We start from the raw sequence: 24,543 nt of genomic DNA on the forward strand, positions 1-24,543 counted from the left end.
TTACCCTTAGTCTGTTGTCGCAAAATTAGTGAATGGTAAAGCCGATATAGAGCGTAGCAGAATCGGTACCATAGTCGCTGATTTCAACGTAATCTTTATCGAATAAATTATCAATACGCGCGTTAAGCGCTAAGTTATCATTTACTTGATATGCTGCAGCAAGATTGACGATGGTGTGGCTTGGTAACTCTCGGTCCCCGTAGTCTGAACGTTCGCCAACATAACGCAGCGCTAAATTGCTACTGAAAGCCGGACTGAACATATAGTTCATATTAACACTGGCACTATGTTTGGGACGGCGTAATAACTCATTTTTTTGTGCCGTACCATCGTGCGTTTTCATATAGGTATATTGGCTATTGATACGCAGTGCCGAGGTTAAATTTGCAAATGTACTGACTTCAATACCTTTACTATCTTCATCTTGATTGACATATTCCCCCCAAGCACCAGCGGTTGGATCCCAACGGATGGCATCTTCATAGTTGGCATCAAAATAAGTGACATCAATATAACCATCCATGCTAGCGAAGTTATATTCTAACCCCGTATCCCAACTTTTACTTTTTTCTGGATTTAAATTTGGTGTTGAATAAGCACCATAAAGTTGGCTAAAAGTGGGGTTTCTCACACCACTACCTTGGCTCGCGTGGAAACGAAAGCCATCACTTAACCATGCTGTTAATGCTACTTTATGAGTATCGGTATCATCAAAATCACTATTAAAGTCATGGCGTAATGAGGTAACTAAAAAGATATTTTTTGCCCAATCAATTGCATATTCGCCGACGATTGCTGAGCTATCCATCGTCTGTTTGTCGTCAACGGACCAAGGTCTAAATGTAGAGTGTTCCGTTTCACCTAACACAGTGATTCGATGGTTTAAATCATGACTAGTTGCAAAAAAGTAGTCGCTTTGCATATCAATGGTAATATCGTCCCCAGAATTTTTAGTATAGGGGCCATAGTATCCCTGAGGCTCAAAATTTTCTGAATGGGTATCGGAATAGGCGATAGAGAGACGATTTTTCCAGCGCGCATCTAACAAATTTAAGTAGGCGTTTACTTTCCCTGAGCGCTCCCGTTTCTTTGAGTAATTGTTGTCGTTGTTAATGCCAGAATCAACGGGAAATAAGTTAACATCATATTCAGATTTCACCTGTGTGTAACGAAGCGCCATATCAAGTGAAAATTGTTTCGTGAGCTGCTGACCGCCACGAAAGGTCACATTCTGATTTTTATAGCTATCATCGTCGGGATCATCCCATCTGCCCGTTTTGCTGCTGATACCATCGGTTGAAACATTATAAGCGGAAAGTGAGTAATTATTTGTAGAGGTAGCACCATTAACATTAAAGCTTTGCTTATTGTAATTATGTGCGCCAAACTCGATATGGGCGCGGCCATTTAAATCACCACGCCCTTGTTTGGTGATAATATTAATGACACCACCCATTGCATCGCTGCCCCAAATTGCACTTTGAGGGCCGCGCAGTACCTCGATTTGCTCAATATCATCACTGAGTAGATTGGCAAAATCAAACCCGCCATTGGACGATGATAAATCACTGACTTTGACGCCATCAATAATGACGACGGTGTTTTGTGAGCTCGCACCACGAAGAAATACAGAGGTTTGTTTGCCGAATCCGCCCGTCCTATTAACACTCACTCCTGGGACATCATGAAGAATCTCCGCTACACTACGTGCTTGATTTTGTTGCAGGTATTTAGCGTCTATAATCGTCACTGAGCTGCCACTTTCAATCCGTTTTGTCGGCACTCGGCTTGCGGAAATAATGATGTCTTCTTTTCTGTTGTTATGTTCATTTAGCGTTTTTGTTGCGCTATTTTCTGTCTCGCTACTCTCACCGTTGGTTGTTTCTGCTGCATTAGCATAGAGACTAAATAGGCTGGTAAAAATCAAAGCATTAACTGCTGTGTGTAAACGTGGCATGGTTCTTCCTTGTTATATAAATATCAATATAATAAGAAAGCCTTATTTGAGCTCATTTGTATTAGGTAGATACCTAGCATAATTAGCGACGCTGTGAAGGCTTTCTCTGGCTCGCCACCATTACGATAGTATGCTACCCAAGACACTCAACTCTATTTTGCAGAGATTATCTAACTAAGTGCAGAGGTATTCCGTTCCATTAAGCCGACCCGCGGAATGGACAGTGACGTTTTTTATGCTGGTATCTGACTTATTTCGTACGTAATACCAATCGTATTAAGGATGTGATCTAAATTTTGCGCAGGAAAAATGGCTTAATTTGAGGCGTAAGTTGACGCAAATGTTGTTCTATTTGCGAAACTTACAACAAAAAAGTAAGTTATTTTAACCAGTAAAATAGATCAGCTATTTATTCCGATTGGTATAATTGTACAAGTTCACAGTTGCGGGGGCAGTGCATGCTTACATGCTTCCCATTTAATTCTCTGTGGGTAACAGAGAAACATAAAGAGGGCGATTATAGATAAATGTTATTGGCTGTCAATAAGTGTTTAAAATCAACGGAGAGCGTTTTTAATGTTGAACGAATAAATTGCCTTTATTTTTGATCCCGTTACTGCTGAGGGGGTAAACAAAGTTTTATTTTCGTCTATCTCTGTTATTTCGATAGTAACTTTTTTTGTCTAGGTACATACGCTTGTCAGCGACGCTATAAAGAAGTGCTATGCTGCATTCATCACTCGATGCGCATCCAAAGGAGAAGCTCACATTATATTCACCACTATTGGTGCTTTTTTGTTTGATGAGAATTTCGGTTAATTTTTGTTGTGCTATGCATTCATTTTCATTAAGAATGATGGCAAATTCATCACCGCCGACACGAAAAACGTGCTCTGTAATTCCCTCTGTTGACTCGTATAAAACCTTCCCCATCCTTTGTATCAGGGCATCACCTTGTTCGTGTCCTTGTTCATCATTAATCGTTTTTAATCCATTTACATCAATGACATATAAAACACAGGTGGCATTTTTCTGTAACTCCAAATTTGTTAAGAATTGGTCAAAGGACTTTCGGTTTTTTAATCCAGTTAAAGAGTCAGTCGAAGCAAGATAGGCTAAATTTTCATTCAAATGGCGCATCATTAAATAGCTTTGTAGCTCGGCGATAAATAATTTAATCCAGTTGCTATTCTCTTGGCTATTATTACTTTCTTTGAGTATCACCCAGCCTAATAAGTTATTACCCACATTAAATGTACAGAGATGATGTTGATGGTTTTCAAACATGATGCAGTGGATAGATGTGGGTGATTTCCCCAATGTTAGGACAATATCATTAATAGCCGATGGTATAATATAGGCCATGTTATCTTCAATAAAGGTACTTTTATGCTGATATTGTTCAGGAAGATAGAGGGCTATTGATGAGTTATCTTGGCATTTGTTGATACTGTCTATAAAAATGTTAGCGATAGCTCGATTGCTTTTGCGCGTTTCTAGGGTGCGTCTGAAATGGGTTAGTTCCTCTAGTATAAAATGACTATGTGCTAATGTGTCGAGTGTTTCTTTTAGCTCAATGGTACGTGAACCGACTTTTTCTTCTAATTGTGAATTTAACTCTCTCACTTCAACCAAATATTTTTCTCGTTGTTGATCGACTTTCGCTAATTCGTTGTTTTTGCTTTTTAAGGAATTTACCTGTTGGGTGATCGTTGTACTTAATTCATGCAGCAATTTGCTAACATCATTAAACTCACTGATTAAGAAGCCCTTCGATAGAATATCGCCATTAAATTTGAAGGTTTTGATTAATGTATTGAGTTGATTAAAGGAATTAGCCAAAATATTTGCCACGAACAGGGAGATTATGAGCAATATAATCAACAAAATCGCACCCGTGGTTAATATTGGAGATAAAACATGATTAATCGTATGGGTGATCTCTTCTGTTGGTTCTGCGATATTCAAATCAAGTTGAAAATGTACCCGCTCTGGATCTCTTAGTAAGCTAAATGCGTCATTTTTATTGATGAAATGTTCACTGATAACAGGCTGTTTTCCATAAATGACTTTGCCATTCATGGCAAAACTGACATCGCTTGTAGGGCTTTTAAAGCTATTTGCGATGGCCATAATATTGCGCATGGGAATGACCGCGACTAAGGCACCCTGTACATGTGTTTTGGTAATTGTGCGTACTCTTTTTACTGGAATGGTTAAGGCAAAACCATGCGCTTCACCCTCGCTATTAAGCAGGAATGAATTATCAAAATAGTCGATCCAAAGTGCTGAACGGGGCGATTTTCATCACTGTTTTTAGTTAAAAATCGCTGCACAATTTCGGACTCTTCTAGAGCTGGAATATTTCCTGAATAGGATTCAATGACAAAGCCATCACTATCAATCAGGTATAAAGATTCAACTAATGAAGAGTTCATCGCAAACTCAGCAAGTGCATCAGATGCTAAGCGAGAGTAATGAAGATCGCTAATTGCGGAAACTAATATATCCTGCTGTGAAAATTGTGTAATACGAGTAGATAACAGTTCAACCTGATGAATAATATGCTCCTCTATTTGTTGGGTCATCCTCTCTATTTTTTGATATACAGAAAACTCAGTCATTTGATATGCTTTTTGATAAATAGCCACAGACAAGCTCAAGCTTGGGACTAGGACAAGCAGTACCGATAGGGTTAAAATGAGTTTTCTTAATGTCACAACGGTTTCTCGCCCATATTAAATATTATTTATCGATCGTTTTATTTTGGCGAGACAACTCTTTGCTAGCCGTGCGTTGCATGAATAAAGCGGTTTGTTCCGGCGTATAGTTGTGTTCCATTAAGCGAACAAAGCCTCTTTTCATTGCAAACCATGCTACGGACATGTTTGGACTCGTCGGGAGTGGGTGAGTAAAATTAATCTGTTCCATTACCGCTTTTTCATTGCTGTTCATACGTGTATAGGCATCCGCTAATATTTTATCATTAACGGGCATTAAACCACCTTCATCTAACACCAATTGCTGGGCTTCGAGGCCTTGTGTATATAGTGCGAATTTTTCGAGGATTTTATATTTTTCGCTATCTTCTTGTAAGTTAGGGAAAGCGAGTACATAACTGCCAAACATCGGATACATAGTTTGCCCTTCGACTTTAGGTAGAGTGGCAATACCCAGTTTATTACCCATCTCTTTTTCTAAAGTATGAATGATCCAATCGCCATCAATTAAGTAAGGTGATTGACCATTTTTAAAGTTGGCAACACTACAGGTATGGTCACAGTTAGGATCAACTAGCTTATCTTTAGCTAGGTTTTGGTAGAAACGCAGTGCTTTGACCATTCCAGGGGTATTTAGGGTGACATTGTCGCCAACCATCGGCCAGCTTTGATAAGCTGAAATAAAGGGAATTAACCAGTACATTTCACTGTAATGCCAGGTAATTGGAAAGGTTACCTGATCGCTAAAAGAACGGCTCTGTTCCTTTAACTGCTGCCAATCCGTTATTGGGGTTGTAACCATCTCGCGATTATAAAAGAGCATCAGATGATTACCTTGAAAGACGGGAATACCGTAGCTTGTTTCATTAATTTTGCTAATGGAACGTATTTTCATACTGAGATGTTGTGAAAACCACGAACTAGGGATGGGGGATAGCTTGATTTCATTGTGCATACCCACGAAGTCTGAGGGGATATAAAGCATATCCGGTAGTTCTGCTGTACGTGCTAATGTAACGACTTCATCGCGTAAATCTTCAGCAAGGAATTGGTGTAGCTCTATCTCTATTCCATGATTTTTTTCAAAATTGCTAATAATATTATCTAAATAGTCGTTATGTTGTTGAGTTGTCCAAAAGACTATCTTAGACGCTGCGATTAAGTGCGTAGAAAAGAGAAGCATAAACAGTGGAAGGGCCATTAGTTTCAGTAATCGCACTATGTTTTGCATCGATATAGACTCCTAATTGGGGATATGATGAATAAATTTAATCGAAACAACTATCCATAATAACATTTTCAATTATTTAGCATACTTTTACTGCCTGACTTAGGTCACTTTTTTTGATAATAGTGACCGTTATCTCCATGCGCGATATAAGCTTATCCTTGATAGCCTCTCTTTACGAGAGGCGAGGTGGATAATGATTAAAATTTAAGTTTTATATTCAGCTCATCATCAATGCTAGGTAGTGTGATCGTGACAACGTTACCCTGCTGTGAAAAGGTTAAATCACCACTGTTTGAGCTAACTGATTTAATCTTCATTTGCTTGGGTAATAGCCAAACTAAGCGATCAATATTCAAGGTGCTTCCGTTCACTCTAGATAACGCCACTTCTTGCTGTTTGCTTTGTAATTGGATTTTTTGATAATCGCCCTGCAGATATGCGGTGCTGGCACCATCATCGTCATACCAAGCAAATTGTTGTTCACCGAATCCGAACACTTTTAGTATATTTAAGTTATCGACATGTTCAGGGATTAATGAACCTTGTTGTGCAAATAGCGGTAGAGTTAACCGTTCATTAACATACAGATCTTGTGTTATCCACTGCCCTTTAGAGTCGATGCGCTGTGCCGTTCTAAAATCAAACCAAACGCCTTTAGGTAAGTAAATTTTTGCCAATTTTTGTTCGGCTTTGGCAACACCTGAGCCTACTAAAAAGGGGCCAATCATTTTAACTTGCCCTAAGTTTTTAGCTTGCATGTCATTATCATAGTAATATTCTAAGGATGGAAACATCGGCTCGCCATCTAAAGTCGCTCGATGGGCGAGTGAATAGTAGTAAGGTAATAACTGATAGCGTAAATTAATATTGGCGCGATTACTTGCTAGATCACCGACTCTATCGGGTGCTGTTTCTTTGCAGTTACAAAGGTTTTCCGTGTGTGCGCGCACGGGTACTTCAAATAGGCTTGCATAAGCAAACCATTGCGTGAACAACTCGTCCATCGCTTGCTCTTTAGTTTGTTCTGTACCAATGTGCTGAAGCGCCTTACGATGGAAGCCACCGACATCTGAGCTGTAATAGTCTATTCCTGACCACATCATGTGTGCTTGCTGCGGCATTTGTGAAGCGAGAGAGGCAAAATCACTGGCGATATCTCCAGACCAAATAACCGCACCTAAAGCTTGCATGCCCATGCCGCCTGAGCGAGACATCATGAAGGGACGTTTTTCTGGCGTATTGCGTAAGTAGCCGTCATAAATACCCTGTAACCACTCAATATTATAAGAGTTATGTATCATTTCATGGTCTAACTCTTTGGAATATTTAAAGTAGGGATTATGCATTTCTGGTTCACCTAAATCAGTCCAGTGCCCTACTATGCCTGCATCAATGAGTGCTTGACGGCGATAATCATGCCAAAAATCACGTCCTTTTTTATTCGTCCAATCAAACATGCCTCCATGCCCCCACCAGGCTGGATCTTCCGTGGTATCTAAGCTTTTTCCATTTTCATCGTGAGCAAGGAACCCTTTTTGATCAAGGAGTTGATACTCTTCTAAGCCTTTACTTATATAGGACTCTTCAATGACGATCATATCGATATTTTGTTTTTTGTAGTCGGCAATTTTTGCAACGGGATCTGGGAAGTTTTGCACATCCCATGTAAGGCTACCCATTTTGCTTTTTTCATCTTCACTGATGCCACCAAACCACTGCAATCCATCACAACACCACTTAGTGGAAATTTATTTTTCTTTAGTGTGGTAATTTTGTCGTCCAATTCAGACCAATTATCAAATCCATATTCAGATAACCATAAACCAAAGGCTGATTTTGGTGGTAATAGCGGTGTTCCTACTAACTGCATATATTGGCGACGAATCGTGGCTAAGTCCTTGCCAGTTAATACATGTAATTTAAAGTCACCGCCTGCGGTGTGAAGCGTGTAAGGTGTGCTGCTAAAATCCCAGTTTTGTGGATAGCGGTTATCGAGAATAAGGGCAAAAGGCGGTTTATTTTTATTGTTAGGAAACTCAAAATAGGCTATTGGAAATAGGGTGTTACCATTAAACCCTTTATTAAATGGGGACATAGTATTTTTCCCTTCACGTACTTCACCAAATCGGTTTGCCTTGGTCTCTCCGGGATTTTTAAATTCTTGTCCTAAGCCCAAGATAGATTGGGCTTCAGTTTTTAGTAGCGCACTGGTTTGCTGCCCGCTTTTATTTCCTGCACATAGCTCAAATAATGCATGTTTGCTTGCAGATACTTGTAGGCATTTATCATTAAACTTGACACTGAGTTGTTCAGAGGGGGCAAGCTCGGGTAACGTTAACCAACTTCTTTGCGTAAATTTATTTTCATCTTGGTGATGCTCTGCATCACTAATGATTAAGCTTAATAACGATTTTCTCGATTCAGCCCCATAACTAATGGCTGGTTGTTTTGCTTTTTCGATAAGTGATGCGGTGAGCGCCTGATCATCTCCAATATTGTTACTGAGTGCTTTTTTAAAATCATTGAGATTATCAAAGGGGACATTACGTATGTTGGATAGTTGTTGTCGTTGTTCTTTGCTTAACTCTTTGCGCATTTTAAAGAGGCTTGCTGCACTTAAGTTATACTCCTGTTCATCAGCGAGCCATTGTATTTCAGCCCATAAATGGCTAGAAAATATGAGAGAAAAAAATAATAGCAAACCACGCATTACACTGTCCTTATGTTTTAAATGATAAGCAAAGATAATATTTTTGCTAATAGAGTGCAACTATTGATAGTTAAGCGAGTCTGTAGGTCACGTTTGTGGGGAACAATATAAACAAAAAAGCCACAACTAAAGATTTAGTTGTGGCTTAAATGATGGTGCTTCGTCTCGGAATTGAACCAAGGACACGAGGATTTTCAATCCTCTGCTCTACCGACTGAGCTAACGAAGCAAAACTGGTACTACAATAATAAATGGTGCCGACTACCGGAATCGAACTGGTGACCTACTGATTACAAGTCAGTTGCTCTACCGACTGAGCTAAGTCGGCACACGAAACCGTGTGCTGTTATAGCTGGCATTTTTGCTATAACTTTTGTTTTAGTGAATTACTATTCATTAAAACTAAATATGGTGCTTCGTCTCGGAATTGAACCAAGGACACGAGGATTTTCAATCCTCTGCTCTACCGACTGAGCTAACGAAGCGGAACGAGGCGTATTAAATAGATTTTCCTACACTACGTCAACCTGTTTTTATTATTTTATTGTTATTTAATACTGTTCGCTTAAGCTTTGTGCGTAATTTGACTTATTTTTATTCGCTTAATCTGATTTGCCTAGATTTATCTCTTATTGTTGAGCTGCAAAGAAAATCATATGGCTTATTTGCTGCAATATTAAGCTTAACTTATCAGTCTTAAAAAAGAACATAACAGGTTATTTATCTTCTTTTTTCGGGGTGTAACCTTCAATTTCCAAACCTTTATTTTCAAATAGATAGCCAATCATTACTTTTTCGATATATTTTCTATCTTCAAGTTGCATTAGGTTTAATTTTTTTTCATTGATAAGCATGGTTTGTTTTTGTTGCCATTCCGTCCATGCCTCTTGACTGATGTTATCAAAAATACGTTTGCCCAATTCCCCTGGAATAATTTGAAAGGCAAGACCGGGGGCTTCTTTTTTTAAAAAACTACAAAATACAGTTCTAGGCATTATTTGTTTCCTTTTTATCGATTTTACTAACAGCGTTTAATATTTTTTTTGTTGCTGTTGCAAGTCCCACTTTTTGTGGGGTGTTGAGATTATACCAGAGTGTATTTTCTTCTCTGATTTGTTGGTATTCGATACTACCTACTTTAATTAACACAGGAGAAATATCAAAATGGTAATGGCTAAAAGTATGACGGAAGCTAGGTAATAAAATTTGTTTGTATTGCGTTACTCCCATATCTTGCAATAATTCTTGACTGGACTCAAGTTTGCTTAGTTCTGGGAAGCACCACAGCCCCCCCCAAATACCCGCTGGTGGACGTTTTGTGAGCTGCACGGATATCTGTTGATCGGTTACGGTGTAAAGCACTAACATAAAAGCATGTTTAACTGGAATTTTCTTTTTTGCCTTTGCCGTTGGGTAACAACTCATCGTATTACTTTGGTAGGCTTTACAATCACTATTAACCGGGCAGGTGGTGCATTTCGGTTTGCTGCGAGTGCAAATCATCGCCCCCATATCCATCATTGCTTGATTGAATATATGGCATTGTTCGCTCGGTGTTACTTTTTCTGCAAGCGTCCAAAGTTGATTTTCAACGCGTTTTTCACCCGTCCAACCTTCAATCGCTTGGTGGCGTGTTAGTACCCGTTTAACATTACCATCTAAAATTGCAAAATGTTTACCTAGCGTTAACGACAAGATAGCCCCAGCGGTAGAGCGGCCTATTCCCGGAAGTGCTAACACTTGTTGGAAATCTTGCGGAAACTCTCCGTTAAAGTTATCGCGAATGAATTGTGCAGCCTTGTGTAAATTGCGTGCTCTAGCGTAATAACCGAGCCCCGTCCAATGGTGTAATACTTCATCAATCGGAGCATTGGCAAGATAACTGATAGTCGGGAAAGCGCGCATAAATTTTTTAAAGTAGGGAATGACCGTCGCCACTTGTGTTTGTTGCAACATCACTTCACTGATCCATGTTTTATACAGACTTTTATCTTGCTGCCATGGTAAATGATGGCGGCCATGTTGCTGCTGCCATTGAATGATGCGCTGGCTAAAATCTTCGTTACTCAAAACCGACCCTCTATCACTAAAAATGGTCAGCATAGCAGAGTTATTTAAAAAAATAACATTACAAATATTACGCGATTGTTGTCTGCTAAGCGGTGACACTCAAAGACCAGGCTGATTAATGGACACGTTCACAGAGGGAATGATATTAGCTTGTTTTGCGTATATAATGCGCCAGTAAAATACCTAAACACAAGCAAAGGTCAAACATGACAGAACAACAAAACAGTAATGCCTCCGAAAGTGCACAGCCCGAAGGTAAAGAAAAATATATGCGTAAAATCCGTTCTTTTGTAAAACGAGAAGGGCGCATGACCAATAGGCAGCAACATGCTATTGATAGCCTGTGGGCGACAATGGGGGTTGATTACCAAGAGAAAATGATCGACTTCACCGAGTTATTTGGTCGCGATGCACCGGTGGTGCTTGAAATTGGTTTTGGTATGGGTAAGTCATTAATCGAGATGGCGCAACGCTCTCCGGAAAAAAACTTTTTAGGTATTGAAGTACATGGCCCGGGTGTTGGTGCATGTCTAGCCGATGTCGGTGAAGCTGGGGTAACTAACTTACGTGTCATGAATCATGATGCGGTGGAAGTCTTAGAGCATATGATCCCGAATCAAAGTTTGGCCACTTTCCAACTTTATTTTCCTGATCCTTGGCATAAAGCGCGTCATCATAAACGTCGCATCGTACAGCCTGAATTTATTGAAAATATGCGTCCGAAATTGGCGATTGGTGGCGTTATCCATATGGCAACCGATTGGGAAAACTACGCAGAGCACATGTTAGAAGTATTAAACGCAGCAACAAATTTCAAAAATTGCAGTGGTACAGGTTATGCCCCTCGCCCAGAATGGCGACCTCTGACGAAATTTGAAAACCGTGGTAATAACTTAGGTCACGGTGTATGGGATCTACTATTTGAGCGCATTAGTTAAACATTATTTGATTAATGAATGGTCACGGTCATTTTAGTTGGAAACCGCCAATCTAGTTGGAAACTCTTAAAGCAAAAAGCGAACCATAATAGGTTCGCTTTTTTATTTAATGGAGGTTATCTGCTGGAGTTAAATCGCCCACCCACCAACGTAAAATACGATCAGTGCAATCGTAATCGAAATGATACCCATATTTAATTTCTTCAACTCGCCTGCAAAAATACGTCCCACTAAGAGTGTGGTAAAACCAATCATGATCCCCGTTACGATGTTTGCTGAGAGTATAATAAACACCGCGCAGACAAGCCCAGACAGTGCATCCACAGAATCATCAAAATCAAGTTTAGAGACATTACCTAACATCAATAAGCCAACGTACATTAGTGCAGGCGCCGTTGCGTAAGCGGGGACTAAATAGCTCACCGGTGAAAAGAAAATCATCACTAAGAAAAGTAAGCCGACAATAGTGGCAGTTAAGCCTGTTTTGCCGCCAGCAGCTGTACCCGTTGCCGATTCAATATAAACTGCGGCAGGTGCCCCACCGACGGCTCCAGCAACGATCGAGCTTACCGAGTCAGCTGTTAACGCTTTACCACCGTTAATGATTTGTCCATCATTATCTAATAAATTTGCTTGCCCTGCTAGTGCGCGAATGGTGCCCGTTGCATCAAAAACTGCCGTCATTACTAATGCAATGACCACGGGGAGAATAGTGGGGGTTAAGGCGCCCATTATATCCATTGAACCTATTAGTGTGTCACCCTGTGCGGTTTCTAAGCTAGGTAACGCGAAAAATCCATTATAGGTGACATTGGGGTCAAAAAGTAAGCCAATGATAGAAATAGCAATAATGACTAATAAAATACCGCCTGGTATACGTTTTTTCTCCAAGCCGAAAATAGCCGCAAGGCCAAGTACAGACATCACCGTAGAAAAGGAGTTAATATCACCAAGGGCGATGGGTAAACCTGCATGACTATTTTTAACAATAAGCCCAGAGCTATCGGCAGCAATGAGTAATAGGAATAAACCGATACCAATCCCTGTTCCGTGGGCGATGCCAAGGGGTAAATTAGTTAATATCCACTGGCGAATGCCCGTAACTGTGATTAATGTAAAGACAACGCCCATGATAAATACCGCGCCCAGTGCAACTTCAACACTGACCCCTTGGCCTATCACTAAACTGAATGCAGTAAATGCCGTTAATGATATTGCACAGCCGATAGCCATTGGTAGGTTTACCCATAGCCCCATTAATAATGAACCAAATGCTGCGATTAAACAGGTGGCGATAAACACCGCACCGGCATCAAAACCTGCGGCGCTGAGCATACTTGGTACAACAATCACCGAGTAAACCATTGCCAAAAAGGTCGTTAAGCCAGCGATTAATTCTGTTTTTATGGAACTACCTCGCGCTTTTATTTTGAAAAAATTATCGAGTTTATCCTCTAAGCTTGTTGTTTTTTTTATCTGTGCTGGATTGTCCTGAGACATTGAAATATTCCTTAATTGGCTTATATTGACTGAGAAGTTTTTGTGCGCGCATTCTCACATAAATAGAGTTAAATATAAATACGCTACCGATAGCAGAGCGCATTTTGCTCAAAGCGATGAAATTTTAAGGATAAATGTTGGAATGTTGAAATCAATGGTTACGATTAGCTTGGCTCAGGTTCCTGTGATTAAGGGTAATTTGGTCGAAAACCTTGCCAATCATCTTGAAATGATTGAGTTATCATCAAATCTTAGGGCTAATGTTGTCGTCTTTCCTGAGTTATCATTGACAGGTTACGAGCTTGAATTAGCTCAACAGCTTGCTTTTAGTCAGTCTAGAGATAGCTTTGTGGAACTATCGTGCGCTGCTATTGAACATAATATTATTATTGTTGTTGGTTGCCCTCTCGTAGCTAAAAAAAATGCTAAACCAACGATAGGTTCGGTAATTTGCTTCCCAGATGGCAATGTTGAGTTTTATTCGAAACAATATCTGCATGACTCGGAGGGGGAATATTGCTCTTCAGGCAGTGTTGATTACCTGTTTAATATTAATGGTTATCGAATTGGATTAGCTGTGTGCGCTGATTTTTCATCTCCTCAGCATTCGAGCCACGCTGCCAATGGTGGCGCTGATATCTACATTGTGAGTGCGTTAATTTCCGAATCAGGTTATCAGTGCGATGCTGAAATATTAGCTAATATAGCCACAATGTATAGGTTTCCTGTGTTATTGAGTAATCATATTTCTCAAACAGGTGGCTGGCAGGCTTGTGGTAACAATACGGTTTGGGATGCAAATGGTCAGATTGTATTTAATTCTGATTCAAAAGATCCCTGTTTAGTGTTAACGACTTTGCTTGGTAATGAAGTAAGTGCGGTGAAAGTTAGTATATAAGGAGATGGTATGCGGATAGCCGTTTTATCTGATATTCATAGTAATGTTTATGCGCTCGGAGCTGTTTTATCGGATGTTCGCCGCCGTGGTGTGGATTTTTCCGTTAATTTAGGAGATATTCTATATGGTCCGATCGCACCGCGGGCAACCTTTGATCTTCTCATGGAAAACGAACTCATCACCATCAGGGGGAATCAGGAACGGCAAATTTATGAGGCCAAAGAGAGTGATATAGCATCGAACCCTACGCTGCAGTTTATTCTAAATGAGCTGGGTAATCAGCCGCTAAAATGGATGAAACAACTACCTTTTAACTATCAATTAAACGAAAGCATCTTTCTTTGTCATGGAACGCCCGTTGATGATTTGATCTACCTGTTAGAAAATGTCGATAGCGGTTATGCCAAGGTGCGTTCCGATCAAGAAATAGTCGCACTGCTTAATGGGCAGAGTTCAGAAGTTATTCTTTGTGGGCATACACATACAGCCAGAACTTTATTCACCAGTACGCAGCAATTAATAGTCAATCCTGGCAGTGTTGGATTACCCGCATATCGTGATGATCAACCCGTTAAACATGTAATGGAAAGTTTTACTCCTCATGCTACTTATGCGATTGTGGAATGTTACAAAAATAGGTGGTCAGTACAGCATATTAAAATAGCCTATGATTACGAAAAAGCGGCAAATGAAGCGCTAAAGCGAAACCGAAATGACTGGGCTTATTGTTTAACAACTGGCAGATCTTTATAAAGTTAACCGTACCAGTTGTCGATAGCTCTTTTTTTAAATTATTGACTTATTCCTGCTGTGATTTAATGACAAGGCAGGAGACCTGTTTTTGTTTGCCGTATTGTATAACTTGTATTAATTCCGACTGACTAATGGGCACATAGACGGAGTTGATAGCATCTTTTTGTACTTCGACAAAGGGATCGTGAATAAACATGAACTGTTCGTTATAGCCGTTTAATATAATCCAATGTGGCCCTTTTTCGCCATCAAAACGGTAGGTACTGATCATCAGTAGCACCGCATAGTCTTGATCTATCCAATCGCGTAACTGTGTAAGGGTAGGGATGCAGTTATTAATCTGCACGCCCTGCTCGGTAAGTTGCTGGCAAAAATCGTTGTGCACGATGCTGATCACCTCTTTTTTATTGCCATCGCGTACACTATCGATAAAGGGGATTGAATTTGAACGACTGTACATTTCAATGTGTAAACCGCGTTTTATCGCTGCGAGTGCGAGGCCATGTACGCTGCAACCCCCATGACCGCTGGTCATAAATATAGTGGTCGCTTCACGCCAAATACGTAATTCATCAATGCGGCTCGGTTGATAGCTTGGATTGACTGCGCTGATGCCCATCATGACGCACGCAGCCCCACAGGTAAAGGGGGTTGTCTGTACGTATAATGGCATCTTAATCACTTTACTCGGTCCGGGGGGATCTAAGCGTTTATGCATACGCACACCATCGGCGAGGTCATCATAGTAATGTACGAGTGTTTTCAGTACTTTATAGCCCATTTTTAGATAAAGATTTTTGCCTGCTATATTGTCGTTTCGCACTTCTAGGCGTAAGATAATAAAGCCTCGTTCGACCACGATTTGTTCACATTTTTTTATCAGTTCAAAGGCGAAATTACGCCCCCTGAATTCGGTACTAACGGCAAGTGAATAGAGTCGTGCTAGACGCGTTCCTCGATGAAACAAGACTAGGGCATAGCCTGCCAGTATTCCATCCACCTCGACCACTAATAAGTAGTCCAGTGGTGAGTTGATAAAACGTTTCATTTGTCGAGGGCTGATTTTATCACCGCTAAAAGCGTTGTGTTCGATCAGGTTAAGTTGAGGCAAATCGCTTGATATAGCTTGACGAAGTAGCATGAGTAGGCTCTAGTTGGCAATCATAACAGTAGGTTAATTTACACGCTAAACCCCACAAGAGGCAATAGATATTTATGGCTCAGTTTTTAATTGTTACCGATGATGTTAATGATTGGCGACCTTATTTACCCAGTGACAAGATGGTTACCGTTCATGACTATTTAGAGATGGGTGCTTTTTCCGAAAAAAATGCCATGCAAGTGGTCAATTTGTGCCGCAGTTATGATTATTTAAGCACAGGTTATTACTGCTCTTTGATGGCTGAAGCCCGTGGTCATCGGGTTATTCCACGAGTGATGACGATTAATGATTTATCTCACGACCATTTCTTTAGTTTGCCACAAGCGGGATTAAATAAACTTTCCGATGAAGTTCATGAAATATCAATGAAGCTTTATTTTGGATTTTGTGACAATCCATTGCTGGAACGCCTTGCTCGTAAAATATTTGAACGTTTTTCAGTGCCAATTTTACAAGTTCGTTTGTTAAAAATTTCTGATAAATGGCAAGTGGATCTGATTGAACCTGCTGCGTTTCAGGATTTAACCGATTCAGAACAAGATTTATTTGCTAAATACCTTGAGGTGTTTTCACAAAAGGTCTGGCGTTTACCTAAACCCTCTAAACGTTATCGTTATGAAATAGCGATGTTGGTGGATGAAAATGAAAAAATGCCGCCATCGGATAAAGGTGCTTTAAAGCTATTTACCAAAGCGGCTAACCGTATCGGTATGGACTTAGTACAAATAGGTGCTCATGATCTCGGTCGTTTAGGTGAGTTTGATGGGTTGTTTATCCGTTCCACCACTAATATCAGTAATTTTACCTACCGTTTTGCTAAAACGGCGGAAAAACTGGGGTTAGTGGTCATGGATGATCCCGAATCTATTATGAAGTGTACGAATAAGGTGTTTTTAACTGAGTTATTGAATAAGCATAATGTACCCGTGCCAAAGAGCTTGATATTTAAAGCTTCTGATCAAAACTGGGTTGATAATGTTATTGATAGTATCGGATTACCTGTGGTGCTTAAAGTACCCGATGGTGCATTTTCACTCGGGGTTGTGAAAGTTAAGGATCGACAGACCTTAATCGAACAAGCTGAAAAAATATTCTTGCATAGTGCCCTTATTTTGGCGCAAGCCTTTATGCCTACCGACTATGATTGGCGTATTGGTGTGTTAAACCGCCAACCCATTTTTGCTTGCCGTTACTTTATGAGTCGTGGTCATTGGCAGATTTACCAACATCATCAAAGTGGTCGCGTTAGCAGTGGGGATTTTGATTGTGTAGATTTAAAAATGGTGCCACAAAATATAGTGGATGCAGCGGTTAAAGCTTCTAATTTAATCGGTGCTGGTTTGTATGGTGTCGATTTAAAAGAGATCGACGCTAAAGCTTACGTCATCGAAGTCAATGATAATCCGAGTATCGACCATGGTGTCGAGGATCTATTTTTAGGTGATTTAGTTTACGATCGTGTTATGACTGAATTTTTAAGAAGGATCCAGCTTCGCGGCTTGTAGTACATCAAGAGGTTGCGCTATTGATTATCCATCTTAATTGTTATGGTTAGCGCAACTCTTTTGTTAAAGTGTAAATCAGACCTACCGTACAAATTAATCTTTAATAGAAAGGTGCTTGTTGGTAGGGATGAGCCAGTCATCAATGTATCGATATTTTCGATTGTGCTCCTCTATGCCTAATTTGTACTCATCACCTAATTAGGCTAAGTGTCAGTAATTTTTACATTGTTATTTTTGTTTTTATAAAAATTCATTTCAAAACAATTACTTATTTTGTTGGTGTGATTTTTGCTATGCGCTTGGTGTATGTCAAACTTAATCCAAGGAACGGAAATGAAAAAAACAGTAATATTAGTGACAATGCTTTTCGCAGCAGGGAGTGCAAATGCGGGGGTAATCGATTTTAATAGCAATTCAGATTATAACTATTGGCAAACAGCTATCGTTTCTAATGGTTTTACCTTTACCGATGTTACAGGTCAGGGATCTCTTGGAACGGCAAGGAATCTTGATAGCGAAAGCGTTGATAATGGTAGCGTTCATTTAATGGACTGGGTTAATGGTGGGAGTTTATCCTCTGTTAAAATGGAACAAACAGATGGGGTACTTTTTGATTTGAATAGCTTTGATTTTACCAGTGGTTACTTAAATGGTGGAAATATTGCGTCAGAGTTATCTGTGAATGGTTTTGATGCCGGTGGGAATCTTATCGCAAACTCATTGTTTACCGTTGCTGATTATAACCAATTCTCATTTACTACGTTAAACCTATCACAGGCTTTTCAAGCGCTAAGTTATGTCGTATTTGATGCGCTAGGTTACCGTAACCGCGTTGGATATGATAATATTGTTGTCAATGAAAGCGTCCCTGTTCCAGAGCCTTCTACATTGTTAGTGCTTGGTCTTGGCTTAGCTGGCGTTGCTTTTTCAAGAAAGAAAAAGTCTCGTTAATCAAATTAAAAGTTAATCTAATTGATAAGTAATAGCTGCATTACATTTAATTGCAATGGACAGCTATTACTCGATCATACGCCTTGCTTTACTTCATTTTTCTTCAACAAGTTATGGTCACAATATTCGAATTTTCCTGTCAGTTTTTTTTACAGTTGTGAGTTATATATAAATTGGTTGTTTTGTAAGTGTTTGTTTTTGGTTGGTTATTTGTGGTTGGCATAAATTGTGCTTTATTAAAAATACCTTTTGTGGTTAATAGTAATAGGGAAATACTATGTTAAAAAATATTAAAATGCTTTCTACTGCTGTTGTAATTTCTACAGCGCTAATGGCGAACACAGCACAGGCCACGCTTATTGATTTGACGACAGCGACTACTTCAGGGGTCACGTCAATATCTAGTAATAATGCGTTGTTGAATGCAACCTCTTGGATGTCTGTTGACGTTACCGATGCGTTATCATTTGAGTGGTATTTTAAAGCAAATGATTATCTTCCTTATGATGATTATGGTTATTTTGGTTTAGATGGGGTAAAAACAACATTGGCTTCGGTGAGTAGTGTGGGTGATTATGGAAATTCAGGTTGGATGACTTATCAGTTTGACTCTGCTTTCACTGGCGCACTTACCTTTGGCGTGCAAAATGTTCTTGATAATGGTTTTAATAGTCAACTTACTGTGAAGAATGTGACTGTTCCAGAGCCTGCTACATTGGCTATTTTGGGGTTAGGTTTGGCTGGTTTGGGCTTTAGCCGTCGCAAACGTTCTGCCAAATAAAAATTTCATTTTTATAATTTGAAATGATGAACTTGAGTTTTTTAAGTTCATCATTTTTTGCTTTTCTGCGTTACTGAAGTAATACTAATCCGCATAAGTAGACGAGCTATTTTGCTGGTTAAAATAACTTACTTTTTTGTTGTAAGTTTCGTAAAGGGAGTAACCATTTACGTCAACTTACGCCTCAAATTAAGACATTTTTCCTGCGCAAAATTTAGATCACATACTCAATCATGCGCCTTGCTATTCCTCATTTTTCCTCAACAAACTATGATCATAATATTATGCGGATTGGTATAATAATATTTATTAAATAGTTAAGAATATCTTACACGTGCCGATACACTAACTAAGCGTATTAATAATATAAGGAGGTAATATGAGTCAGCATTTAATCGTCGATTTTATAAACCGTGCTTATGTGTTTAAGCCTTCTAATGATGCGAAACTTGTTATTCATAAAGTGAAAGAGTATCAAGCATCTAACCGTAAAAATAATTTTTCTCCCGAAATGGCTGAAGAAAGCACCCATTCTCTTCACTCGATTAAAGTAAAAAAAATACAACCGGCCAGCGATAATCAGCAAGAGTCACAAGATGTTAAGCCTGATGGGCATATTGATATTACTATTTAACACTTTTAAAAGTGTAGGGTAAGGGAGGTGACTACCAGTAGCTAGTAGTAACATGCTTATTTAATGTAATACCAATCAAGTGACACATATCCTCTCCTCTATTATCCAGATATATTCGCTGCCATTTTATTCCTCGTGGAAGTGCACATTTATATTCTTAATAATTTACTACACCAGCACATACCCGTTATCATTGACTGACTTAAAATAACATTGTTAATGAGATGGAAAGCGATTTTGAGAACTAATTTGATCACCCCTGAAGGGTTTAAAAAGTTACAGAGTGAATTGGATTATTTATGGAAAGAATACCGTCCTGAAATTACACAGAAGGTCACCTGGGCTGCTAGCTTAGGAGATAGATCTGAAAATGCAGATTATAAGGAAAATAAACGAATTTTAAGGCAGATAGATTCGCGTATTCGTTTTTTAACTAAGCGCCTTGAACAATTGCAAGTGATTACGCCACAGTTAGCGCAACAAGGTAAAGTGTTTTTTGGTGCATGGGTTGAAATCGAGAATGAAAATGGTGAACAGAAGCGCTTTAAGATTGTAGGGCCAGATGAAATTTATCAGCGTGGGGAGTTGCAGCAGCGTAAAGATTATATTTCAGTTGATAGCCCGATGGCTCGTGCACTATTAAAATGTGAAGTTGATGATGAGGCGATAGTTATAACACCCGCCGGTCGTGCTTGCTGGTATGTTAATAAAATTGAATATGATTTTTAAACGTTTTTAATTGTAAATTATTTGAACTGTCCGCTTACTATTTTTATCGGCATAACTTATTTCCTAATAACATAGGCTAAGCTTATGTTATTGCTAAGCTGAACTGGCTTGACTGGAATCCATGATAAGGATCTATTATGTATCAAAATTTACAAAGTATTGGCATAACAAATGTTGATGAAATTGAGCGTTATAGTATTCGTCAGGAAGGTGATAACGATATTTTAAAGATCTATTTTAAAAAAGATAAAGGAGCACATCAATTTTTCTCTCGTAGCGTTAAATTTAAATTTCCTAGGCAGCACAAAAAAATAAGCGCAGATCATGGGGGGCGTGGTTTTCGTAATGTATATGAAATAAATAGTTCACTACGTTACATTACTCAAGAGCTTGATACATTAACGGTACAGGTAAAAAGTGAAAAAGAGTTGAAACAACAAATATTAAACGATTTAAAACATTTACAGGCGGTTGTCGCAAGCAAAATAGCTGAGATAGAATCAAAACTCGATAAGTTATAATATTGATACAATGAAAGTATCACTTATACCAACTCCGGTAAGTATGTGATCTAAATTTTGCGTAGGAAAAACAGCTTAATTCAAGGCGTAATTTGACGTAAATGGTTATTCCCTTTGCGAAAATTACAACGCAGCAGTAAGTTGTTTTAACCAGTAAAATAGATCAGCTATTTATTGGAATTGGTATTATACCCATGCTACTTCAAGATGCAAAATCAACAGAAAAAGGGTGCCGAGATGTGAGGCATCAAATTTAAGTGTAGTTATTCTACATAGAGATTTTATAACAACGCAGATGGCTATAGTTATAGCCCTGACTTTATAGTTGATTGCTTATCAGGGCTGTAATTTACGGTGCAATTTCACTTTTCAATACGAATTTAGTGCCATTAAACTTCATATTACTAAGTAATATTTTCACGTGATCTTGGCCTGCTAGGTCGAATCTTAAACCGTATTTGGAGTAGTGAAGCGAGCTCTGTAAATTACATAGACGACCACTGAGCGATAGCTGATTTTGTTTTTTCTTCGGATCAGTAAAAATATCAATCGTGACTTCTTCACCAATCTCGATGTTTTTGGCTAAGGCTGAAATAATAAAACGACAGCCACCCTTAGATAGATCGCGTATTTCGGTTTCCACTTTTTTCCCGTTAACTGTTGCATACCCCGTTAAACTCACCTCATATCTCGGCTCTTTTCTTAATTGACGAAGTTTCATTACCCCTGAACAGAGATAATTATCATTGGAATAACACCACTGAGTATATGCATTATTTGGCTGCGAAATTGAATGATTCCCCCTTCGCCTTTTTGAGAAATTGCACGGACATTCATCAAAAATCCTTCTTGAAAAAAAGCATTTTTTTTGTCTTCAGAAATATTGGGAACTTCAAGTAGTATGAGGTTGTTAGAGTGATAACCTATAAATTTAGTTTTACTCATCAATTTCATGCCAACAGGTGTCATGATATTGATCGTAAATTCGCTACCATGGCTTATCATATCAATGCCATCGCTACTGTTAATGGTCGTTTCAACTCCTTTTTTAGGAGAAAGTGTGGAAACTAGCTGACTATCTAGCTGACTATCCTTGTCCAATGGTTGCTCCATTTATTCGCTCAATAACGATATTGTAGTTGTAAAAATTGCCATTAATAGTTGTTATTAGGATTAGTAACAGAGAATAGGTTGTTTGGCAAACGAAGATTAATGCCGTTATTTTTTTGTATGGTATAAAATATAAAGATGCAGATTAAAGTTTTGCTTAATTTGGTCGATATATAAACAAAATAGGTATTGTATTAATTTATCATCGAAGTGCTCTATTTTGTTGGGCATTACTTATTATTCAATCGTTATAAAGAGGGCGTGTTATGGTTTCTTCAATCAATTCTAATGCTTCTTTCGGCCAAGCGGTAAGTACCCTGGCGAAAGAAAATGGTAATAAAGATCACGCTTCCCTCGATAAACATGTATCAGAGAATGCTAAGTCTGATAAAGCGCAAAAAATAGATCCATCTGCAATTGCGATTAATAAAAAACAGCTCAATGCCGCTATTTTGCAATCATCTTTGCAATTTAATGAGACTATCGCCAATAGACCCAATACCTTAGTTTTAAAAGCGGCTTTGCAGGGTATTAACGACGTATTGAAAAATATGGGGGTCGAGAATACGGTTGAAGATACCTATCAAAAATCTGACATTGATTTTAGTCCCGAAGCGACCGCGGAGCGTATCCTTTCGTTTAGTACGCAGTTTTTCTCGGCTTACCAAGGGCAGCATCCTGAAATGGATGAGCAGGAAGCGAAACGTTCTTTTGTTGAGCTTATTGGGGGGGGGGATAGATCAAGGTTTTTCTGAAGCCCGGGATGTCCTAGGGGGGTTAAAAGTATTAGAAGGAGAAATTGCCGATAATATTGACAAAACTTACGAGATTATTCAAAAGGGATTAGAGGATTTTCTTAAAGGCCCCGATGATGCAGAGCAGGTTGAGGAAAAAGCCGAGTAGTAGCTATATTGACGGTGGTTTGTTGACCCGTTACTTGCAGTAACGGGATTCGTTTAAAATGGGGAACGAGCGATTAAGCTTTTAGATTCTCTTTAAATGCATTGAGAGTTTTAAAAAGTAACTCAATTTTGACCACAATTGCAGGGAGCAGTGTTTTAAAATGGTCTTCATTATCTGTTTGAATCTCCTGTAGATTTGCCGCTAACTCCTCGACATAGGGGAGAAAGGTGGTGGAATGATTTTTAAAATCACTATCCGCACTAAAAATTTGTGCAAAAGCGGCTTTATCTTGCTTGCGCAGCAATTCAAGTTGTTTATCGGCATCAACGGCTTTGTGATAAATTATTTTTATATTCTCTTTTAACTGCTCAAGTACGCGTTTTTTAGACATTTTTGATCCTATTGATGGTTATTTACTCGGAAATGATTTCATTATAGCGAATCAATAACCGTTTTACTTGGCTGACCTGCAATTTCTCGACTTAGTCTAGGTACTAAATAACCTGGCAAGGCGATACTCATCTCTTTCATTAAATGTTGTGCACTTTTTTCTTCTATATCAAAATGGCTAGCACCCTGTACTTTATCTAATAAAAAGAGGTAGTAAGGGAGGATGTTGGCTTCATTGAGTTTCTCACTGAGCGCAATCAAAGCTTGGCCATTATCATTAACCCCTTTTAATAGCACACTTTGATTTAATAGTTGAATACCAGCTTGATGGAGTTTAAGCAGTGCTATTTTTAACGCATTATCTATCTCATTGGCATGGTTAATGTGTAATACCATGATCACCTTTAACCTTGTATTCTGTAACATGCTTATAAGCGAGGCAGTGATTCGGTTAGGAATAACAACTGGTAAACGGGTATGAATTCGTAAGCGACGTAATTGTGGTAACTGTTCAAGTTGCGTAATGACATGTTGTAAAAATTCATCTTTACTCATTAAGGGATCGCCACCGCTTAAAATGACTTCATTAACTTCTGGGTGCGCTTTTATGTAGGTAATAATTTCCTGTAGCTGCTGCTTATTAATATTATTGTCTTGATAGGGAAAGTGTCGTCTAAAACAGTAACGACAATTAACCGCACAACCCGATTTTAAAATAAGTAATACACGGCTTTGGTATTTGTGTAATAAGCCTGACAAACCATTGTCATGCTCCTGTAAAGGGTCAATTGAATAACCGTCAGCAATGAACTCTTCATCAGTGATTGGCAACACCTGTTTAAGTAGCGGATCGTTAATATCTCCCTTTACCATTTTTTTAACAAAGGGCATTGGCACTAACATGGGGAATGCTTTCTTCGCTTTTAGACTAAATGGTGCGATTTCACTGGAAATATCTAATAATTGTAGGAGTTGAAGCGGGTTTTTTACTGCATTAGCGAGTTCCTTTTGCCAAGACGCTAACTCATCGGTATTATTCACGGTAATTATTTGTGCCATTTTTAAAATAAATTATATAGA

25 protein-coding genes, 3 tRNA genes and 1 riboswitch are annotated in these 24,543 nt (G+C 39.0%); of the genes, 11 read left to right on the forward strand and 17 right to left on the reverse strand.

Going from position 1 to position 24,543, the window contains the following annotated elements:
- Positions 1-25 precede the first annotated feature (25 nt).
- The 11 genes from AB2N10_RS15780 to mutY form a co-directional block, all read right to left on the reverse strand.
- Entirely contained in the window at positions 26-1,957 is a 1,932-nt protein-coding gene (locus AB2N10_RS15780) for a TonB-dependent receptor (protein WP_354623316.1), read from the reverse strand.
- A gap of 218 nt (positions 1,958-2,175) precedes the next feature.
- Positions 2,176-2,480, reverse strand: a riboswitch (cobalamin riboswitch).
- A 116-nt stretch (positions 2,481-2,596) separates the two neighbouring features.
- Positions 2,597-4,102, reverse strand: a complete 1,506-nt coding sequence (locus AB2N10_RS15785; RefSeq protein ID WP_369434086.1) for a GGDEF domain-containing protein — start codon at positions 4,100-4,102, stop codon at positions 2,597-2,599.
- Positions 4,103-4,173: 71 nt separating this feature from the next.
- Positions 4,174-4,677 carry a hypothetical protein gene (locus tag AB2N10_RS15790; protein ID WP_369434087.1) on the reverse strand — a complete coding sequence of 168 codons (504 nt, stop codon included), beginning with the start codon at positions 4,675-4,677 and terminating at the stop codon, positions 4,174-4,176.
- Positions 4,678-4,702: 25 nt separating this feature from the next.
- A complete protein-coding gene (locus AB2N10_RS15795) occupies positions 4,703-5,908 on the reverse strand; it encodes an extracellular solute-binding protein (RefSeq protein WP_354623318.1) in 1,206 nt (401 codons plus the stop codon).
- Between the two features lie 197 nt (positions 5,909-6,105).
- Positions 6,106-7,587, reverse strand: coding sequence for a TIM-barrel domain-containing protein (locus AB2N10_RS15800; RefSeq protein ID WP_369434088.1), 1,482 nt, complete (start codon positions 7,585-7,587; stop codon positions 6,106-6,108).
- Entirely contained in the window at positions 7,503-8,618 is a 1,116-nt protein-coding gene (locus AB2N10_RS15805) for a TIM-barrel domain-containing protein (RefSeq protein ID WP_369434089.1), read from the reverse strand. Before AB2N10_RS15805 ends, AB2N10_RS15800 begins: the two co-directional genes overlap by 85 nt.
- A 153-nt stretch (positions 8,619-8,771) precedes the next feature.
- Positions 8,772-8,847: transfer RNA gene (locus tag AB2N10_RS15810), tRNA-Phe, on the reverse strand.
- Positions 8,848-8,870: 23 nt separating this feature from the next.
- Positions 8,871-8,946: transfer RNA gene (locus AB2N10_RS15815), tRNA-Thr, on the reverse strand.
- A gap of 81 nt (positions 8,947-9,027) precedes the next feature.
- Positions 9,028-9,103: transfer RNA gene (locus tag AB2N10_RS15820), tRNA-Phe, on the reverse strand.
- 231 nt (positions 9,104-9,334) lie between these two features.
- Positions 9,335-9,613 (reverse strand): oxidative damage protection protein, encoded by a 279-nt coding sequence (locus tag AB2N10_RS15825; RefSeq protein WP_354623320.1) that lies wholly within the window; start codon positions 9,611-9,613, stop codon positions 9,335-9,337.
- Positions 9,606-10,688, reverse strand: a complete 1,083-nt coding sequence (mutY, locus tag AB2N10_RS15830; RefSeq protein WP_354623321.1) for an A/G-specific adenine glycosylase — start codon at positions 10,686-10,688, stop codon at positions 9,606-9,608. The genes AB2N10_RS15825 and mutY overlap by 8 nt, the downstream gene beginning before the upstream one ends.
- A 206-nt stretch (positions 10,689-10,894) precedes the next feature.
- Here mutY and trmB point away from each other — a divergent pair, with 206 nt between their 5' ends.
- The gene (trmB, locus tag AB2N10_RS15835; protein ID WP_354623322.1) at positions 10,895-11,626 is read left to right on the forward strand and encodes a tRNA (guanosine(46)-N7)-methyltransferase TrmB; all 732 of its coding nucleotides are present in this window, start codon (positions 10,895-10,897) and stop codon (positions 11,624-11,626) included.
- A gap of 129 nt (positions 11,627-11,755) precedes the next feature.
- Here trmB and AB2N10_RS15840 read toward each other — a convergent pair whose 3' ends face one another.
- Complete coding sequence (locus tag AB2N10_RS15840) at positions 11,756-13,126, reverse strand: NCS2 family permease (RefSeq protein ID WP_369434090.1); 1,371 nt, start codon at positions 13,124-13,126, stop codon at positions 11,756-11,758.
- Between the two features lie 25 nt (positions 13,127-13,151).
- Between AB2N10_RS15840 and AB2N10_RS15845 the strand changes: the two genes are divergently transcribed.
- A complete protein-coding gene (locus AB2N10_RS15845; RefSeq protein ID WP_354623324.1) occupies positions 13,152-14,024 on the forward strand; it encodes a carbon-nitrogen hydrolase family protein in 873 nt (290 codons plus the stop codon).
- 9 nt (positions 14,025-14,033) lie between these two features.
- A complete protein-coding gene (locus AB2N10_RS15850) occupies positions 14,034-14,777 on the forward strand; it encodes a metallophosphoesterase family protein (protein ID WP_354623325.1) in 744 nt (247 codons plus the stop codon).
- Between the two features lie 46 nt (positions 14,778-14,823).
- Here the strand turns inward: AB2N10_RS15850 and AB2N10_RS15855 are convergent, their stop codons facing one another.
- Positions 14,824-15,918: a GNAT family N-acetyltransferase/peptidase C39 family protein gene (locus tag AB2N10_RS15855; RefSeq protein ID WP_354623326.1), complete on the reverse strand. Its 1,095-nt coding sequence runs from the start codon at positions 15,916-15,918 to the stop codon at positions 14,824-14,826.
- Positions 15,919-15,992: 74 nt separating this feature from the next.
- On the opposite strand from AB2N10_RS15855, the gene AB2N10_RS15860 reads away from it, so the two are divergent.
- From AB2N10_RS15860 to AB2N10_RS15885, 6 genes are all read left to right on the forward strand, one after another.
- A complete protein-coding gene (locus AB2N10_RS15860; RefSeq protein WP_354623327.1) occupies positions 15,993-17,444 on the forward strand; it encodes a RimK family protein in 1,452 nt (483 codons plus the stop codon).
- 333 nt (positions 17,445-17,777) lie between these two features.
- The gene (locus AB2N10_RS15865) at positions 17,778-18,395 is read left to right on the forward strand and encodes a PEP-CTERM sorting domain-containing protein (RefSeq protein ID WP_354623328.1); all 618 of its coding nucleotides are present in this window, start codon (positions 17,778-17,780) and stop codon (positions 18,393-18,395) included.
- A gap of 277 nt (positions 18,396-18,672) precedes the next feature.
- The gene (locus AB2N10_RS15870; protein ID WP_354623329.1) at positions 18,673-19,176 is read left to right on the forward strand and encodes a PEP-CTERM sorting domain-containing protein; all 504 of its coding nucleotides are present in this window, start codon (positions 18,673-18,675) and stop codon (positions 19,174-19,176) included.
- A gap of 379 nt (positions 19,177-19,555) precedes the next feature.
- Complete coding sequence (locus AB2N10_RS15875) at positions 19,556-19,810, forward strand: hypothetical protein (RefSeq protein WP_354623330.1); 255 nt, start codon at positions 19,556-19,558, stop codon at positions 19,808-19,810.
- A gap of 237 nt (positions 19,811-20,047) precedes the next feature.
- Positions 20,048-20,539 carry a transcription elongation factor GreB gene (greB, locus tag AB2N10_RS15880; protein WP_354623331.1) on the forward strand — a complete coding sequence of 164 codons (492 nt, stop codon included), beginning with the start codon at positions 20,048-20,050 and terminating at the stop codon, positions 20,537-20,539.
- Positions 20,540-20,676: 137 nt separating this feature from the next.
- Positions 20,677-21,060, forward strand: a complete 384-nt coding sequence (locus AB2N10_RS15885; RefSeq protein WP_354623332.1) for a DUF3461 family protein — start codon at positions 20,677-20,679, stop codon at positions 21,058-21,060.
- Between the two features lie 349 nt (positions 21,061-21,409).
- Here the strand turns inward: AB2N10_RS15885 and AB2N10_RS15890 are convergent, their stop codons facing one another.
- Positions 21,410-21,781, reverse strand: a complete 372-nt coding sequence (locus tag AB2N10_RS15890; RefSeq protein WP_354623333.1) for a PilZ domain-containing protein — start codon at positions 21,779-21,781, stop codon at positions 21,410-21,412.
- Entirely contained in the window at positions 21,781-22,161 is a 381-nt protein-coding gene (locus AB2N10_RS15895; RefSeq protein ID WP_369434091.1) for a flagellar brake protein, read from the reverse strand. The genes AB2N10_RS15890 and AB2N10_RS15895 overlap by 1 nt, the downstream gene beginning before the upstream one ends.
- Positions 22,162-22,436: 275 nt before the next feature.
- On the opposite strand from AB2N10_RS15895, the gene AB2N10_RS15900 reads away from it, so the two are divergent.
- Both AB2N10_RS15900 and AB2N10_RS15905 read left to right on the forward strand, forming a co-directional pair.
- Entirely contained in the window at positions 22,437-22,925 is a 489-nt protein-coding gene (locus tag AB2N10_RS15900) for a DUF5610 domain-containing protein (RefSeq protein ID WP_369434092.1), read from the forward strand.
- Positions 22,894-23,073 (forward strand): DUF5610 domain-containing protein, encoded by a 180-nt coding sequence (locus tag AB2N10_RS15905; protein WP_369434093.1) that lies wholly within the window; start codon positions 22,894-22,896, stop codon positions 23,071-23,073. Before AB2N10_RS15900 ends, AB2N10_RS15905 begins: the two co-directional genes overlap by 32 nt.
- Positions 23,074-23,146: 73 nt before the next feature.
- Here AB2N10_RS15905 and AB2N10_RS15910 read toward each other — a convergent pair whose 3' ends face one another.
- Together AB2N10_RS15910 and epmB are read right to left on the reverse strand one after the other, a co-directional pair.
- Positions 23,147-23,464, reverse strand: a complete 318-nt coding sequence (locus tag AB2N10_RS15910) for a hypothetical protein (RefSeq protein WP_354623335.1) — start codon at positions 23,462-23,464, stop codon at positions 23,147-23,149.
- Positions 23,465-23,505: 41 nt separating this feature from the next.
- Positions 23,506-24,522 (reverse strand): EF-P beta-lysylation protein EpmB, encoded by a 1,017-nt coding sequence (epmB, locus tag AB2N10_RS15915; protein WP_354623336.1) that lies wholly within the window; start codon positions 24,520-24,522, stop codon positions 23,506-23,508.
- Positions 24,523-24,543 lie beyond the last annotated feature (21 nt).

This window comes from Psychromonas sp. MME1 (genome assembly GCF_041080865.1).
GTDB lineage: Bacteria > Pseudomonadota > Gammaproteobacteria > Enterobacterales > Psychromonadaceae > Psychromonas.

Bases quoted from the DNA above. Each gene is read 5' to 3' on its own strand.
- AB2N10_RS15780 (WP_354623316.1), bottom strand. From the start codon at position 1,957: ATGCCACGTTTACACACAGCAGTTAATGCTTTGATTTTTACCAGCCTA.
- AB2N10_RS15785 (WP_369434086.1), bottom strand. From the start codon at position 4,102: ATGCGCAATATTATGGCCATCGCAAATAGCTTTAAAAGCCCTACAAGC.
- AB2N10_RS15795 (WP_354623318.1), bottom strand. From the start codon at position 5,908: ATGCAAAACATAGTGCGATTACTGAAACTAATGGCCCTTCCACTGTTT.
- AB2N10_RS15800 (WP_369434088.1), bottom strand. From the start codon at position 7,587: ATGGGTAGCCTTACATGGGATGTGCAAAACTTCCCAGATCCCGTTGCA.
- AB2N10_RS15805 (WP_369434089.1), bottom strand. From the start codon at position 8,618: ATGCGTGGTTTGCTATTATTTTTTTCTCTCATATTTTCTAGCCATTTA.
- AB2N10_RS15825 (WP_354623320.1), bottom strand. From the start codon at position 9,613: ATGCCTAGAACTGTATTTTGTAGTTTTTTAAAAAAAGAAGCCCCCGGT.
- trmB (WP_354623322.1), top strand. From the start codon at position 10,895: ATGACAGAACAACAAAACAGTAATGCCTCCGAAAGTGCACAGCCCGAA.
- AB2N10_RS15840 (WP_369434090.1), bottom strand. From the start codon at position 13,126: ATGTCTCAGGACAATCCAGCACAGATAAAAAAAACAACAAGCTTAGAG.
- AB2N10_RS15850 (WP_354623325.1), top strand. From the start codon at position 14,034: ATGCGGATAGCCGTTTTATCTGATATTCATAGTAATGTTTATGCGCTC.
- AB2N10_RS15855 (WP_354623326.1), bottom strand. From the start codon at position 15,918: ATGCTACTTCGTCAAGCTATATCAAGCGATTTGCCTCAACTTAACCTG.
- AB2N10_RS15860 (WP_354623327.1), top strand. From the start codon at position 15,993: ATGGCTCAGTTTTTAATTGTTACCGATGATGTTAATGATTGGCGACCT.
- AB2N10_RS15865 (WP_354623328.1), top strand. From the start codon at position 17,778: ATGAAAAAAACAGTAATATTAGTGACAATGCTTTTCGCAGCAGGGAGT.
- AB2N10_RS15870 (WP_354623329.1), top strand. From the start codon at position 18,673: ATGTTAAAAAATATTAAAATGCTTTCTACTGCTGTTGTAATTTCTACA.
- AB2N10_RS15875 (WP_354623330.1), top strand. From the start codon at position 19,556: ATGAGTCAGCATTTAATCGTCGATTTTATAAACCGTGCTTATGTGTTT.
- AB2N10_RS15885 (WP_354623332.1), top strand. From the start codon at position 20,677: ATGTATCAAAATTTACAAAGTATTGGCATAACAAATGTTGATGAAATT.
- AB2N10_RS15890 (WP_354623333.1), bottom strand. From the start codon at position 21,781: ATGAAACTTCGTCAATTAAGAAAAGAGCCGAGATATGAGGTGAGTTTA.
- AB2N10_RS15900 (WP_369434092.1), top strand. From the start codon at position 22,437: ATGGTTTCTTCAATCAATTCTAATGCTTCTTTCGGCCAAGCGGTAAGT.
- AB2N10_RS15910 (WP_354623335.1), bottom strand. From the start codon at position 23,464: ATGTCTAAAAAACGCGTACTTGAGCAGTTAAAAGAGAATATAAAAATA.
- epmB (WP_354623336.1), bottom strand. From the start codon at position 24,522: ATGGCACAAATAATTACCGTGAATAATACCGATGAGTTAGCGTCTTGG.